This window comes from Bacillus sp. FSL K6-6540 (genome assembly GCF_038007545.1).
This window is the reverse complement of the sequence record NZ_JBBOXH010000001.1, coordinates 1,505,072-1,519,539: the sequence shown is the minus strand read 5'-3', so window position 1 is coordinate 1,519,539 and position 14,468 is coordinate 1,505,072. Positions and strand designations below refer to the sequence as shown.

Sequence of the window (14,468 nt, the reverse complement as noted above, 5' to 3'; positions counted from 1 at the left end):
AGTTTGTTATACGCTTGCTAATACCTTATCACCCCTTTTGGCATATTTCACTAATTGAATAATTAAACGCGATTCGGGAAACTCCCCGAATCGCGCCCTGGATTTACATATTTTTCGTTTACTCCGCTTGATAGCGCTCATATGCGGCCTGATAAACTTCCATGTAGCGGTCCAATCCCATCTTGTTCAGCGTGTTCACATACTCTTCCCATTGGCTGAACGAGGCCGAGCCGTTCACGAATTTGGCTTCCATTTCCTTCACGTAATCCTCGATATCTTTACCGATCGAGGTCATGACGTCCGTTTCCTCTAATGTAAAGTTAAAGTTGTACAGGATCTCCTTCACCGCATACGGCTCTGCTTTTTCGGCAGCGGCCATTGCGTTAGGACGCGTCTCCGAAGCTTTGAACCATTTCTCCCGCACAAAGCCCGGATAGCTGCCCCCGAGCCAAGTGAAATTCTTGGCCAATGCCTGATCCTGCGTTAATCCGTTAGGATTCTCCGTAATCTCTTTTACATATTCCAGCTGACCGTCCGCATTCTTCGTGTAAGTCTCGCCTTCTTTACCCATGAAATAGAATTGCGCTCCCTCGTCCCCATAGAAATAATCCATCCAGCGGATCGTTGCTTCCGGATTCGGGTTCTTATCGGTAATCGCAAATGCACCCACGTGAACCATCGGCACTTTGACGTGGGAATAGAGCTGGTCACCGTGCGGTCCCTTAAGCGCCCCGAGCCCGATGTATTCTTTGCGTCCCATGACCATCTCCGGATTCGGCACGATCGTGGCACCGAGCAGGCCCTCCTGCCCTTTCGCATTTAAAGCGCCGCCTTCAATCGTGAAGATCTCTTTATCGAGCAGCCCTTCCTGGTGCAGCTTGTTGACGAATTGAAGCATTTCCTTGTACTCCGGCAAGGCCTTGGTAAAGCGCAATTTCCCAGTGTCCGGATCGACATCCACCAATTTATGGCCAAGTCCGCTCGTGCCAAGTCCCCAAGAGCCTTTCAAATGATCGATGATCCCGGTAATGCCTGTGGAAGAGAATGGAATCTCGTCATGCTGTCCGTTACCGTTCAGATCGGTTTCCTTGACCGCCTTCAAATAGGCATAGAATTCTTCGGTCGTCTGCGGTTCTTTCATCCCGAGCTGATCGAGCCATTCCTGATTAATCCATATCGGGGTGCCGATCAACATGGAGAGCAGTTCAGGATCATAGAAAGAAGGCAGGGAATAGATGTTGCCGTCCGGCATCGTCAATCCTTTCCGAATATCCGGGTACTGCTCCATCAGCTTTTTGAAATTCGGAGCATATTGATCGATCAGATCGTTCAGCGGTATAAATACTCCTTGCTCTCCATAGCGGGTCAATTCGGCGGAGCTGACCCTTGCGGAATAGAATACGTCCGGATAATCCCCGCCTGCAAGCGCCAGGTTCCGCTTCTCGGTCAGCGTATCGAATGGAATGAGGTTCCAGGTCACATTTACATTCGACATTTCTTGGTAGGTTTTCCATACAAGGGTTTCCTCGAATTTGCTTCCGTTCGTTGGCGACTTCCCTGTGAAAAACGTAAGGTCGAGAGGCTCGTTCACAATCGGCATTCCGGTCTCGTTAAAATTAGCCTGCGGCGTTTCGCCCTTATCGGCTGCGCCTTCCCCGCTCTTGCTTCCACAACCAGCCAGCAATCCGGCGGCCAGAATGGCAGCCAAAGTAAGCGAAGTCCATTTTTTCATCACCATAAATTTCATTTCCCCCTCATCGATTGTCCGTAATCAACCTTTAATTGCACCAATCATAACACCCTTCACAAAATACTTTTGCAGGAACGGATACAGCAGCAGCATCGGCAGATTCGTCACGATGACCGCCGCATATTTGATCGCTTCCGCATCCATCAGGCTGCGTGCCAGTGAATCGTCGCTGATATCCACCATCTCCTGCATTTGCCCCTGAACCAGAATTTCGCGCAGGAACAGCTGCATCGGATAATTCGCACGGTCTGACAAGTAGATCAGCGCGCTGAAATACGAATTCCAGTGGCCCACGGCATAGAACAGCACCATCACGGCCAGAATCGGACCGGATAACGGCAGGACGATGCGCCATAGCACCCGCATGTTGGAAGCTCCATCAATAAACGCCGCCTCCTGCATCTCCTTCGGAATGGAGCTCTGGAAGAAGGTCCGCATAATAATGATGTTCCATACGGATACCGCCGAAGGGATAATAATGGCCCAAATCGTATCCAGCATCCCCAGTTCCTTCACCAGCAAGTAATTCGGGATCATTCCCCCGCTGAAGAACATGGTGAATACGATAATCGCCGTAAAAATACCGCGTCCGTTAAAATCGGCTCTGGATAACGGATAAGCAGCTGCGATCGTCATTAATACATTCAAGGCTGTTCCCGTCGTCGTATACAGCAGCGTGTTCATGAATCCCCGCATGAGATCCGAATTGGCGAATAACCGCTCGTAACCGACAAACGACAATTCCTTCGGCCATAACCATACTTCCCCCCGCATCACCGTTTCCGGGGCGCTAATGGAAGCAATCAGAACAAAAAATAAAGGATAGAGCACAAGGAGCGTAATAAATGATAGTATAATGTAAATAAATACTCCGGCTATTCGTTCACTGCGGCTTTGCGGCATATGCCATCATTCCTCCTTACCATAGGCTGTTCTCGCTGACTTTTCGGGCAATCCGGTTTACGGTAATCAGCATGATAAAATTGACGATGGAGTTAAACAGGCCGACCGCAGCCGAGAAGCTGTACTGGGCACCCAGTATACCGCTCCGGTATACGTTCGTGGCGATGACGTCGGACGCTTCCATATTAAGCGAATTTTGCATCAGGAAGATCTTCTCGAAGCCGACGCCAAGAACAGAGCCGATGTTCAGAATGAGCAGTATCGTCATCGTGGGCGCGATCCCCGGCAGATTGATATGCCAGATTCGCCGGAGCCAGCCCGCGCCATCCACCTTGGCCGCCTCATGCAGCTGCGGGTCGATCCCGGCGAGTGCCGCCAAATAGATGATGGAGCTCCAGCCCATGCCTTGCCACACGCCGGACCACACATAGATGCTCTTGAACCAGGAGGGCTCCGTCATGAATGCAATCGGCTCTCCGCCGAAGGAGGTGATAATCAAATTGACGAGGCCGCTTACCGGCGACAGGAACATCATGATCATTCCGACAACAACGACCGTGGACAAGAAATGAGGTGCATAAGTTACCGTTTGTACGAATCGGCGGAACCGGCCCGATCTGGCTTCATTAATCATTAGGGCCAGAATGATCGGAATCGGAAATCCGACCGCCAGCTCATATAACCCGATACCCATCGTATTTTTAATAATGCGCCAAAAATAAAAGCTGTCAAAAAAGCGTTCAAAATGCTTGAAGCCCACCCATGGGCTATCCATGATCCCTTTGTTGGCCATAAAATCCTTGAATGCAATCTGGACGCCATACATGGGTACATAATGAAATACAATGAAGTACAACAGAACCGGTGCAAATAAAGCGTATAGCTGCCAGTTTCTGCGCATCTGCATCATGGTTCTTCGCCAGACACTTTTCCTTTGAATTTTTGAATGCGCTTCCACGTTGCTTAGCTGACGTTGCAAAATCGGCAATCCCCTCTCTTTCGTCTATGCGTCTCCTTTGTGTCCCAAGGTCCACGTCTGCATCATAAACGACCCGAACGCATGAGGGATATTGACCATTTTAATGATGTCTTGCCTTTCATTGGATGGAAGGGCGGAAGCGACGTTTTCCTAAAGCAATGCTTAAAATCTAAAATATTGACTATCCCATTTTTACGAAAGATTAACACGATTCGGGCACATTCCTTAATACTTGTCCTATATAATGTTATGAAACCTGGAACGTCAGAAAAATACAAAGGGGGGAAGACTGTGAATTGGATCCGGCATAAAAGCCACAGTGTATTCTTTAAAATTTTTCTGAGCTTTCTGGCCATCATCGTGTTATTCGGATTGTTCTATGCGGTGATCTTCCAGCTCTTCAAGACCAGCCTGCAAAAAGAAATCATCGATAACAGCCAACGGTCGGTTCACGATACGGCAGAACGGTTCAACAACCAATTCAGCAGGCTGCAGGTATTAATGTTCGATATATATAACCAGTCCGAATTAATCGGCTTCAATAATCAGCTTCGCCACCAGACCGGAAACGAAGTCAATTACTTGAAGGCCCGGGATGTGATGATGCAGATGCGGAGCGATATCTATAACCCGCTGTTCTATCTGGAGGACACCCTGATTTATCTTCGCGAGTTTGATTTTGTGCTCAGCAAATCCGGCAGCGGCGATGCTGCCTATATGTTCAATCGTTCCTATACGAGTCCGATGTACCCTTATTCGTTCTGGAGCGATTATACGGGCGATCCGGAATCCTTCAAGCTCCTCCCTGCGTCAACCTATCGAATCAACAACGATTTGTCCGAGAAAACGCTGATGCCTTTTGTTTACAAGCAGCCGGACAGTCCATATGAGGTCATTGCCCTCATCGATATCGATAAGGCCGCCCAGTCCTTCTTCGGCGAGTCGAACGATCGCGCGCTTGCCATTCTGAATGCCGAAGGCCAGGTGCTGTATACGCTGGGCTCCATGGACCAGGATCAGCTGCCGCCGTTCGAAGCCGGTCAAAAAGCCGTGCTGAAGGATGGAACCTACTATTTTACGGAAGCCGGATCCGACGGATTGACCTATGTCTCGGCCGTGCCTTACAGCCATGTCTCTTCCCAGCTGAGCCGGTTAACCGGCGGTTTGCTGCTTATTTTCTGCCTATCGCTCGGGGTAGCCCTTGCTGCATCCTATTTCTTCAGCCGGCGGCTGCATAAGCCGGTGAAGCAGATCCTGACGACCGTGCTGAACAGAGCCAGCAGCTCGGCGATGCCGGAACCCGGCAGCGTCACGGAATACGACCTGATCCAGAACCGCATTCAGGAGCTGTTCCGGGAGAAGGAGGAGATTCGGGACCGCATGAACAAACACAAGTCCGTGCTGACCAGTTACTCCTATATCAGTCAGCTGAAGAGCATCAATACCGATATCAGCGAATGGGAGGATTTCCTGTCGGATGACGGAAGCTTCATCGTGGTTCTGTACCATATCCGGTTCCGGATGAATCCGGTCTATGAGCTTCCCCTCCAAACCGATCAGGCCGTCCGCCATATGCTGGAGCATATTCATCTGATCACGGCCGAACGCTATCCGGGCTCCCATACGTTCCAGATCGAGAAGAACGAGATCGTCTCCATCTTCAAACGGGAGGAAGCGGCCCGCCTGGAGGAATTGCTGCTGGAGATCAAGGAAATGCTGAACGAGGAGAAGGAATTGTTCCTGGTCACGATTGCGGTCAGCTCCCAGGTAAGCGATTCGTCCGAATTCAATCAAGCCTACCATCAGGTCAAAGGATTGACTGCCCAGGCTCCGCTGCTCGAGGAATCGCAGATCGTGACCATGCAGCGGGTACTCCCTACCACCGTCAACCTGAGCCCGCCGCAGGAAAAAGGACTGCTCGACGCGCTGCAATCCGGCAGCCATGGCCGCTCCCTGCAGATCATCGACCAAGCGCTTGAAGCCATGCAGCGCAAGGAGGCCGGCATCGCGCAATTCCGTTTCTTCGCCGATTCCGTGGCTTCCAAAATTCTAAGTTATATGGAGATGGCCCAGATTGACAAAACCTCCGTCCAATCCTTGAAGCAGTGGAGCGCAAGATTGGCGGAATGCCATTGTTTATCTGATTACCAAGGGGTATTCCGTCAGCTCGTCGAAGCCTCCTGTGCCCTCATCCGCAAGAAAAAAGATGCCGGGGAAGAGCCGCTCATCGCCATGTTCATGAACATTGTCCATAACCAGTATGCCGATGATCTGTCCCTGGACTATCTGTCAGCCAAGCTGAACCTGTCGAGCGCCTACCTCTCCGTTTATATCAAGGAGAAGACCGGTCTCAACTTCAGCGATCACCTCCTCGGCATCCGCATGAACAAAGCGAAGGAGCTGCTGGCGTGCACCGACCTGACCGTCAATGAGATCAGCCAGCGCGTCGGCTATCTCAACATCACCTCCTTCAACCGGACGTTCAAGAAGGCCGTCGGCATGACGCCGGGCGCCTATCGCAGGCAGCATGTGGTGCAGACCCATGCGAGCGGATCCTAAAGGATACGTTGACAAAAAGAAAACCTTCTCTTTCTCGGCATGGACCGGGCGTAAGCCCGGCCGGTAACCCGGAAGAGAAGGTTTTTTTGCGTTTCATTGTTCGCTCACAAGATGGAGGTAACCGAATCTGTATCTAGTCGGCCTTTATGGTCTGTTCTTTCTGTATTTGGCCCTTGCGTCCTCTCAGCTTCCCAGACGCGAATAACGCTTTGTTCCACCTGGATAACCAGAGCAGAATCCGGGCATCCACGAGCCGGTAAAACCAATGGGCCACCGCGGCGATAACCGCAAACGTGAGAATCGTGGTAAGCAGCACGCGGAGACCATAGCCCAGAAACGGGCTGAGTTGCAGAAAGACATAGCTTCCGAACGAGCAAATCACCGTAAAGTGCACGAGGTACAGCGAGAACGAGATTTTACCCAAATAAGCAAAAAAACGATGGCTGAATATCGACTGCATTCGGCTCGAATGCAGCAGCACCGTTAGGATCAGGAATGATCCGATTACATGATAAAACACAAAAAAATCGAAATTGGGAGCCCCCCATTGGAGGACCGAATATACCGTTCCTTGCGGTGCAATGTAAGGATAGGAGCCTAAGTAAATACCGGCGCAGAGCAGCAGAAGCTGGATCCAGGACCGATGGATAAGTGCCGGCCGCTCCCTCCCGTTGTTCTTTACATCGCTTAACAGCATGCCCAGGACGAATCCCAAATAGTAGGAATCGATGAATAAACAGATGAGGATTGCATACACGGCATAACGAATCCGATGGCGGCCGCAAACAATCAGAAAAACAAAGATCATGAACGAACCGAACAGCTCGTACGTCATCGTCCACAGCACGGGATTGTACTGTGAGCCATAGGTGAAAAAGGTATGGAACAAGCTTTCCTTCAGCATAACCAGCAGATTGGCGTCCGCGGCAAACGGATCGGGCATCGAAGATAACGTCATCCCGCGTATATTGTCGTAAGCTCCGAGATCCAATACGAGGATCAGATAAGCAAGGAAAACGGATGCCAAGGCCGGCACGGCCAGACGGAAATAGCGGCGGATCGCGGAAGAATAAACGATGAACCTGTCCCCGGTTCCAAAAAAACGATAGCTGAGCACATATCCGCTGAGCACAAAAAACAGACAGACGGAGAAGTTGCCGTTAAACAGCAGATTGAACGGCGTTCGCGCGGCGATCCCCTCGAAAGCGAAATGCTCGATCTCCTTCCTCCCCTCAAAAACCGACGGTGCAAACACTTGAAAAAAATGAGATACCACCACGATCAAGGCAGCAAACCCTCTCAAGCCGTCCAAATATACGATTTTCATAAACAACCCCACGTTCCCCTATGAAATAGGCTGATAATGTAACCTATATTTCTTAGGGAGGAAGAGGAATTCTGTACACGATCCGGATGTTTTAGGGATAATCATGTTTAAGAAAATGGCTGCCACTTAAAATGAAAGCGTTTTCTTAAACTAAGGAAAATCATAGGGGAGGGGAAAAATTTGAGTATTTATTGGAGTCAGGTCGATATTGAAGAACTAACGGGATCAGGTGTCGTTTATTTTAACTCAAAGATGGAGATGTTGGAAGGTCTTCCATGCAAAATGTATAAATTGACCTATCAGCAGAGCCTATGGACGCATTGCCATGATTATTTTCAGATATGGTACGTGGCAAAAGGCGCTTTCCTGCACACCGTCCAACAACAGGTATACGAGATACGCAAAGGCGATATTTTTGTTATTCCTCCATTTACCCTGCACAGCGTAAGCATTTCACCCGAAGAGGACATCGAAATTTACGGATGCGAATTCATGCCCTCCTTCGTGAACGAGAGATTTCAGGAACAGCCGACAGACCATGCCTTTTTCGATGTGGCCTTTCTGGAATACTTTCTGCGCAAGGAAACGAATGCCCAATCCCAAATCACGCTGGACAGCGTTACCGACGTAACGGTCCGAAATGTCCTGAAGGATATGCTGATCGAATACGAGAGACGCACCCCTTTTTTTCAAATCTCGCTCAAAGCCAAGCTGCTTGTGCTTCTCTCGATTCTGGCACGGCAGGTTAACGGCGAGCTGCTGCGTGAAGGATTCGAGAAATCGGAGAAATACCGGGAAATCATGACAAGGGTCGTTGATCACATCCATAACCACTACCAGGAAGATATGAATTTGAATGATCTATGCAGCCTATCGAATTTATCAAGGTCCACGTTCTGCATCCTCTTCAAAGAATGGACAGGCAAAACATTCAACCGTTATCTCACCGACCTGCGGATTCTGCAGGCCATGATGATGCTGAAGCAGCCGGAATTATCCGTAACGGATGTGTGCTATTCCACCGGATTTAACGAACTCTCCTATTTCTGCAGAATCTTCAAAAAGTATACGGGCATCTCTCCCACCGACTTTCGTAAACAAGCGATGAAATAGAATATTCAATGCCATACGATAATCCTATTTTTGAACACGATAGTGAAATGAAATGATTTTTTTACATGCTACGATATCCATAATTCTTACAAATAACTGGATCAGGGCCGGTTGTTTAGTCAACTGTGTTGGGGAGGGAATTGATAGAACTTTGATGAATGACGTTGCACGATTGTACACGATTGCTCAAGGGGAGGAAGAGGAATGAAGAAGAAATCTTGGATCTGGAGCCTTATTCTATTGTTCTCTATCGTAACAGGATGCTCGGGCGGTAATGCGCCCCAAGCGGGCAGTGATGCTGGTGACAAGCCATCCGATAATCCGCCTGCCCAGGATGCCGTAACGCTCGACTTCTGGTACGGATGGACCGGACCCGAAGCGGAGGCGTTGGAAGCGTTGATTGCCAAGTGGAACAGCGCCAATCCCGACATTCAAGTGAAGGGCTTATCCCAAAGCGATTACCAGAAACAGCTTACCGCGATCACCGGGGGCAATCCTCCGGACATCGCATCCCAATTCGGACAAAATGTCGTGCCGTGGGGACTCCGTGGCGCCATGATGCCGCTGGATGATTATATAGCGAAGGACGGCGTCGATCTTAAGGACTTCGTGCCGGCTGCCCTAAGCACTTCCCAGCATGAAGGCAAGACGTATGCAATCCCGACGGCCATGCACGTGTCCATGCTGTTCTACAACAAGGATATTTTGCAGGAAGCCGGTTATGACGGTCCGCCGGAAACGATAAGCGATTTGAAAGAGTATATCAAGAAGCTGAGCGTCGCTCAGGATGACGGCCGCCTCCAGCGGCTTGGATTGTGGCCGGGCATGGATGCGTATACGTTCAGTTATGCCTTTAACGGATCGTTTTATGATGAAGCAACGCAGCAGGTGACGCCGGATCATCCAGGGATCCAATCGGCCATCAAGCTCTCGAAGGAGATCTGGGATCAATACGGTTCCGATAATCTGGACCGATTCTCCTCCGGGCTCGGCCAATACATGTCGGCACAGAATCCGTTCTTCTCGGGCAAATATGCGATGACGATTGACGGAGAATGGCTGCCCACCTTCATCAAGCAATACTCGCCTGATCTGAACTACGGCATAGCTCCCATTCCTTATGATGAGAGCAACCCGGAACTTAAAAACTCCGGAAATGTAACCACCAGCGTATTCTATATTCCGAAAGGCGTCAAAAACCCGGACGCTTCCTGGAAATTCATCAAATGGATGACCGAGCCGGAGCAAATGGCCGAGTTTACGGCTGCCCTCGGGAATCTCCCGACGCGAAATTCGGCCTTCTCCAACCCGCTCTACGAGGATGTGCCAGGGTTTAAGGAATTCCTCGACTATTCGGGGAGCGAAAACCTGAAGTCCTTCCCGGCTTCTTCCTACGCGAACGAGTACATGACGGAGTTCAGCGCGCAATATGACGCTATTCTCCGAGGCACCGTCAGCATGGAGGAAGGCTTGGAGAAGGTGAAGGCCAAGATTCAGCCGCTGGTGAAATGACGAACCAAGCAGGCTCTGTCCAATGCAGCGTTGGTTTGGGCAGGGCTGCGTTACTAAATACTTAAAGCGGAAGGAGAATCGCGAAGATGAGAGTCTCCACAGCAAATCAACGAAAGCCCGTATCAGGCTGGTCCAGGAAGGAGCGTCATTATGTGTATCTTGGCCTGGCGTTCGCCTCTCCTTGGATCATCGGGTTTCTGGCTTTTACCGTCTATCCGTTCTTCGGTTCGCTCTATCTGAGTCTGACCGAATACGATTTATTCAGCCCTCCCCAGTGGGTCGGGCTACAGAATTACGAGCAAATCCTCGCGGATGACCGCTTCTATAAGTCGCTCGGTAACACTTTTTTCATGGCGTTCATATCCGTGCCGATCACGCTGGCCGTCTCACTATTGATTGCCGTGATGCTCAACTTCAAAGTGAAGGGGATCAATTATTACCGCACCATCTTCTACCTTCCGTCCGTCATACCGATCGTTGCAAGCGCTCTATTGTGGACATGGATGCTGAACCCCGACTTCGGTTTGGTTAACATGGCACTTCGCACCCTGGGTTTAACAGACCCGGCGTGGCTGCTGGATCCCCGTTATACGAAGCCGTCCCTTATCCTGATGAGCCTGTGGGGCTCGGGTGCCGGCGCTTTAATCTTCCTGGCCGCCCTCCAGGGCGTGCCAAGGCAATATTATGAAGCGGCTCAGGTGGACGGAGCGAACTGGTGGTACCGCTTCTGGAAGATCACGGTCCCTGCCCTGTCCCCCATCATTCTTTTTCAGCTCATCATGGGGTTGATCGGCGCCTTTCAAATCTTTACGGAATCGTATATTTTGGCTGGCGGCAAGGTGGATGGAAGCGGCTCATTGGGCGGGCCGGAGCAATCGCTGCTGTTCTATGCGGTCAATTTGTACCAAGAAGCCTTTGTCTTTCTGAAGATGGGTTATGCCTCGGCGCTCGCCTGGATTCTGTTCATCATCGTGCTGCTGATTACGTTCATCCTGTTAAAAACGTCGGGCCGCTGGGTCTATTACGGAGGTGAGTAACATGGCTGTCAGGTTGCGGGTTATCTTGCCGCATGCGGTCCTTCTTCTATTCGCTGTGATCTTCCTGTTTCCATTTGTATGGCTGGTGATGACCTCGCTGAAAACGCCGGAGGAGATACTCGAGTTCCCGCCGAGCATTTTCCCCGAGACGTTCCAGTGGTCCAATTATAAAGAGGCGCTTTCTGCCATTCCGTTTACCCGCTACATGATGAACACGTTTCTGATTTGTATGGTGAATATCATCGGCCAGCTATTGTCTGCACCGCTGGTAGCCTACTCGATTTCCCGCATCCCCTGGAGGGGCAGGAACATCATCTTTACCATCGTCGTGGCAACCATGATTCTGCCGGCTCAAGTGCAGATGATTCCGCAGTACATCATCTTCACCAAGCTCGGCTGGGTCAATACGATCATGCCGCTTACCATCGGCGCATTCTTCGGGGCGCCGTTCTTCATCTTTTTGCTTCGGCAGTTTCTGCTTGGCGTGCCGACCGAATTGTCCGAGGCAGCAAAGATCGACGGGGCTTCGGAGCTCCGGATATATGTCAAGATCATCATGCCGATTCTGAAGCCGGCACTGGCGACCGTTGCTTTATTCTCTTTTGTATGGTCGTACGTGGATTTCATGGGACCGCTCATCTATCTGAACGATTCGGCCAAATGGACCATCACCGTCGGCCTGCAAAGCTTTCAGCAGGACCACGGGGCGCAGTGGGAGAAACTGATGGCGGCATCCACCATCATGGCGATTCCCATGATCCTGATCTATTTCTTCGGACAGAAGTATTTCATGAAGTCGGGATCGGCGTTGACCGGGTTTAAATAAAGGGTTGGATGAAAAACCTTCTCTTCCATGACGGTTAGGCCAATCTGGCCTGCTGTGATAAGAAAGAGGAGGTTTTTGTGCTGATCGGGCAGAAATAAACAACTATGAAGAAACATTCAATAGACAAAAAGGATGAGAACAATGCCTTATCACATCACAGCCATGACGGAGGCGTTTGCCGATCAAATCATGTCATGGAACTATGAGCCTCCCTATGACTTCTACGACAGCGGACAGGATGAGGAGTTTCGAAAAGAGCTTCTGGAATGCTCGTATTACGCCATTCTGGGCGCTGAGGAGCAATTGATCGGTTTTTGCTGCACCGGCCCATCTGCCCAAATACCGATGGCGATCCCGTTAGGGGCATACGATGAGGATCTGCTCGATATCGGACTCGGCATGAAACCGGAGCTGACGGGAAAAGGCTTGGGACACAAGTTCCTCTCCTGCGTGCTGGCATCCATGGGAGAACTTCACCAACGCGAATCGTTTCGGCTGACCGTGGCCCGATTCAACGAACGAGCCATTCGCCTGTATGCCAAGCTTGGCTTCTCGGAGGCTGCATCGTTCGATAAGGGCGGCACCTCCTTCATGACGATGGTCAAAAAGCGCGGGGCATCTTCAAACAGCAAGAAGGGCATCTCGCAAGATCCAGGATCTTTTGAGACACCCTCTATTTGATGTTGATAACCATCGGTTGGCCCGGATCGGATCATATTCCCGTTGGATCGTCTTATCAGCTCCAGGCACCCGAACCGGTCTTCCGATGCTTCGCGGCTATTCAATTGCGATATATACGTCCACCACAGTATTCGCAGGATCAAACTGCTGCATGTCATAGCGTTCGTAATCGCCCGTATAGGTTCTTTTTTCCGCCGCTTGGTCGAAGTAGCTCCAAATTTCATGCCATACCTCAGGCAAGATCTCCATTAAGGGGCCACGTCTTGTCCGGAATACCAAGTACCTGGATGCAGGGACGGAGGCTTGCTGAAGTTCACTGGAGGTTTCGGCAGCCACGTCTTCATTTATCCTGTTGCCGATTATTAAGGTGTACGACCCGGATGCGTCGCTTTCGTAATCCGTGTACAACGCATAGATGGCTTGATCCTTATCAGATAATCGTGCCTGCAAGCCGCTTTGGAAATACCGATCCCATAACTGCGGTATTTTGCCTTGCGGTCCTGCCTCCGCTTCGTTTGTCGTTCGGACGCCGACGCCCTGAATGGACATGGCGGGTCTAGTTTCGATCCATCGTTCACTTTGATTCTGCTGTTGACTATGACTCATAGTTGTTTCCTCCTTGAGATGAATATATCTCTATTCTAAAGAGGTAACGTGGACATCTATCTGTCCGGGTTATCGTAACGCAGCAGCATCCGTTTCGCCCTTCGCTTCACTTCCTCGGCTGCTTCGCCCGGAAGCTCAACCAGCACTTGATCCCCGAAGCTCAGAATCATGCCGTAAAACCAATCGTCCAGCTTGTATAACACATGAACGCGCAAAGATCCGTCCGGGTTGACGGTCACTTGTTCCGGCGGAAACATATCCGCCACCCGCTGACGCGCGGCAGCCTCGAATAACAGCACGGTCTCCTGCTCCCGAGCATTCGACCAGGAGGAGTCCCATTCCAAACGTTCCCTGCCGGGCCATGGTCTTGGCTCATACGCTTCGCTCAGCATCTTGATATCCTGCATGCGCGACAACCGGAAGAGGCGAAAATCTTCCCGCTCCAGGCAAAAGGCCTGCACATACCAAACATTGCCCTTCAGAAACAAGGATGCCGGTTCAATGGTTCTTCGCTCCGCGCTGCCTTCCGCATCGATATATTCCATCTGCACCCTGCGCTTGTCATGAATGGCTTGTTTGAGCAAGCCCACGGCGGGTTTCAGTCCCTGACGCTGTCCCCAAGGCTGAAAGTCCATGACTACGGGCTCCTTCCGATATTCATCGCCAAGTCCCTGCTCTACCCTGCGCAGCAGCGCTTTGATCTTCTCCAGCAGCATGCCCATCTGCGGATCCTCCAGTGCGCTGCTCAGCCCCTTAACGGCTGTAACCAAGGTGCTCATCTCCTCGGCGGACAGCCAGTACTTATCGATCATATAATGCTCCATGATCTCAAATCCGCCGGTGATCCCCTGGTGGGCCACAATCGGAATGCCGGCTTGGCACAGCGTATCCATATCTCGGTATATTGTCTTGTTGGATACCTCGAACCGATCCGCCAGCTCTTTGGCGCTCAGTCTCCCACGGTTAAGAAGCAGGACGGTTATGGCTAACAGCCGGTCTATTTTCATGATCAGCCATCCTTTCGTTCTCGATCATTTCATCAGCTTTCTTAACTCAAGCTTAACAGAATCGGGATGTGTTCATGCAACCGTTAGGTCGGGTTCAGATGGTCGTTAATCTGTTATGCTACAATGATAAGCACGGCAAGCAAATAGGGGCGGAATGAAACGCAGTTT

General features: G+C 50.7%; 12 protein-coding genes. 6 read left to right on the top strand and 6 right to left on the bottom strand.

From position 1 onward, the window contains the following. Positions 1-118: 118 nt before the first annotated feature. From MHH82_RS06485 to MHH82_RS06475, 3 genes are read right to left on the bottom strand one after another with little or no spacing between them, the layout of a single operon-like run. A complete protein-coding gene (locus MHH82_RS06485; RefSeq protein ID WP_036662366.1) occupies positions 119-1,738 on the bottom strand; it encodes an extracellular solute-binding protein in 1,620 nt (539 codons plus the stop codon). 33 nt (positions 1,739-1,771) lie between these two features. Then, on the bottom strand, positions 1,772-2,653 hold the full coding sequence (locus MHH82_RS06480; protein WP_009595368.1) for a carbohydrate ABC transporter permease: 882 nt from the start codon (positions 2,651-2,653) through the stop codon (positions 1,772-1,774). Positions 2,654-2,669: 16 nt separating this feature from the next. Continuing rightward, positions 2,670-3,560, bottom strand: a complete 891-nt coding sequence (locus MHH82_RS06475; RefSeq protein WP_254778116.1) for an ABC transporter permease — start codon at positions 3,558-3,560, stop codon at positions 2,670-2,672. A 363-nt stretch (positions 3,561-3,923) separates the two neighbouring features. Here MHH82_RS06475 and MHH82_RS06470 point away from each other — a divergent pair, with 363 nt between their 5' ends. Continuing rightward, positions 3,924-6,191, top strand: a complete 2,268-nt coding sequence (locus MHH82_RS06470; RefSeq protein ID WP_340964465.1) for a helix-turn-helix domain-containing protein — start codon at positions 3,924-3,926, stop codon at positions 6,189-6,191. A gap of 133 nt (positions 6,192-6,324) precedes the next feature. Here MHH82_RS06470 and MHH82_RS06465 read toward each other — a convergent pair whose 3' ends face one another. After that, positions 6,325-7,518, bottom strand: a complete 1,194-nt coding sequence (locus MHH82_RS06465) for an acyltransferase family protein (RefSeq protein WP_340969836.1) — start codon at positions 7,516-7,518, stop codon at positions 6,325-6,327. 180 nt (positions 7,519-7,698) lie between these two features. On the opposite strand from MHH82_RS06465, the gene MHH82_RS06460 reads away from it, so the two are divergent. From MHH82_RS06460 to MHH82_RS06440, 5 genes are all read left to right on the top strand, one after another. After that, positions 7,699-8,631 (top strand): AraC family transcriptional regulator, encoded by a 933-nt coding sequence (locus MHH82_RS06460; RefSeq protein WP_340964462.1) that lies wholly within the window; start codon positions 7,699-7,701, stop codon positions 8,629-8,631. A 204-nt stretch (positions 8,632-8,835) separates the two neighbouring features. After that, a complete protein-coding gene (locus MHH82_RS06455) occupies positions 8,836-10,143 on the top strand; it encodes an ABC transporter substrate-binding protein (RefSeq protein WP_340964460.1) in 1,308 nt (435 codons plus the stop codon). Positions 10,144-10,229: 86 nt separating this feature from the next. Then, positions 10,230-11,180 carry a carbohydrate ABC transporter permease gene (locus MHH82_RS06450; protein WP_012819401.1) on the top strand — a complete coding sequence of 317 codons (951 nt, stop codon included), beginning with the start codon at positions 10,230-10,232 and terminating at the stop codon, positions 11,178-11,180. A gap of 1 nt (position 11,181) precedes the next feature. Continuing rightward, positions 11,182-12,006, top strand: coding sequence for a carbohydrate ABC transporter permease (locus MHH82_RS06445; protein WP_251499483.1), 825 nt, complete (start codon positions 11,182-11,184; stop codon positions 12,004-12,006). A 141-nt stretch (positions 12,007-12,147) separates the two neighbouring features. Then, on the top strand, positions 12,148-12,687 hold the full coding sequence (locus tag MHH82_RS06440) for a GNAT family N-acetyltransferase (RefSeq protein WP_036662357.1): 540 nt from the start codon (positions 12,148-12,150) through the stop codon (positions 12,685-12,687). Positions 12,688-12,783: 96 nt separating this feature from the next. On the opposite strand, the gene MHH82_RS06435 is transcribed toward MHH82_RS06440, so the two are convergent. Further along, positions 12,784-13,293, bottom strand: a complete 510-nt coding sequence (locus MHH82_RS06435; protein ID WP_340964456.1) for a GyrI-like domain-containing protein — start codon at positions 13,291-13,293, stop codon at positions 12,784-12,786. A 56-nt stretch (positions 13,294-13,349) separates the two neighbouring features. Next, complete coding sequence (locus MHH82_RS06430; protein WP_251499496.1) at positions 13,350-14,300, bottom strand: helix-turn-helix transcriptional regulator; 951 nt, start codon at positions 14,298-14,300, stop codon at positions 13,350-13,352. Positions 14,301-14,468: the final 168 nt, after the last annotated feature.

Coding starts and splice junctions, on each gene's coding strand:
- MHH82_RS06485 (WP_036662366.1), bottom strand. CDS start 1,738: ATGGTGATGAAAAAATGGACTTCGCTTACTTTGGCTGCCATTCTGGCC.
- MHH82_RS06480 (WP_009595368.1), bottom strand. CDS start 2,653: ATGCCGCAAAGCCGCAGTGAACGAATAGCCGGAGTATTTATTTACATT.
- MHH82_RS06475 (WP_254778116.1), bottom strand. CDS start 3,560: ATGCAGATGCGCAGAAACTGGCAGCTATACGCTTTATTTGCACCGGTT.
- MHH82_RS06465 (WP_340969836.1), bottom strand. CDS start 7,518: ATGAAAATCGTATATTTGGACGGCTTGAGAGGGTTTGCTGCCTTGATC.
- MHH82_RS06455 (WP_340964460.1), top strand. CDS start 8,836: ATGAAGAAGAAATCTTGGATCTGGAGCCTTATTCTATTGTTCTCTATC.
- MHH82_RS06450 (WP_012819401.1), top strand. CDS start 10,230: ATGAGAGTCTCCACAGCAAATCAACGAAAGCCCGTATCAGGCTGGTCC.
- MHH82_RS06445 (WP_251499483.1), top strand. CDS start 11,182: ATGGCTGTCAGGTTGCGGGTTATCTTGCCGCATGCGGTCCTTCTTCTA.
- MHH82_RS06440 (WP_036662357.1), top strand. CDS start 12,148: ATGCCTTATCACATCACAGCCATGACGGAGGCGTTTGCCGATCAAATC.
- MHH82_RS06435 (WP_340964456.1), bottom strand. CDS start 13,293: ATGAGTCATAGTCAACAGCAGAATCAAAGTGAACGATGGATCGAAACT.
- MHH82_RS06430 (WP_251499496.1), bottom strand. CDS start 14,300: ATGAAAATAGACCGGCTGTTAGCCATAACCGTCCTGCTTCTTAACCGT.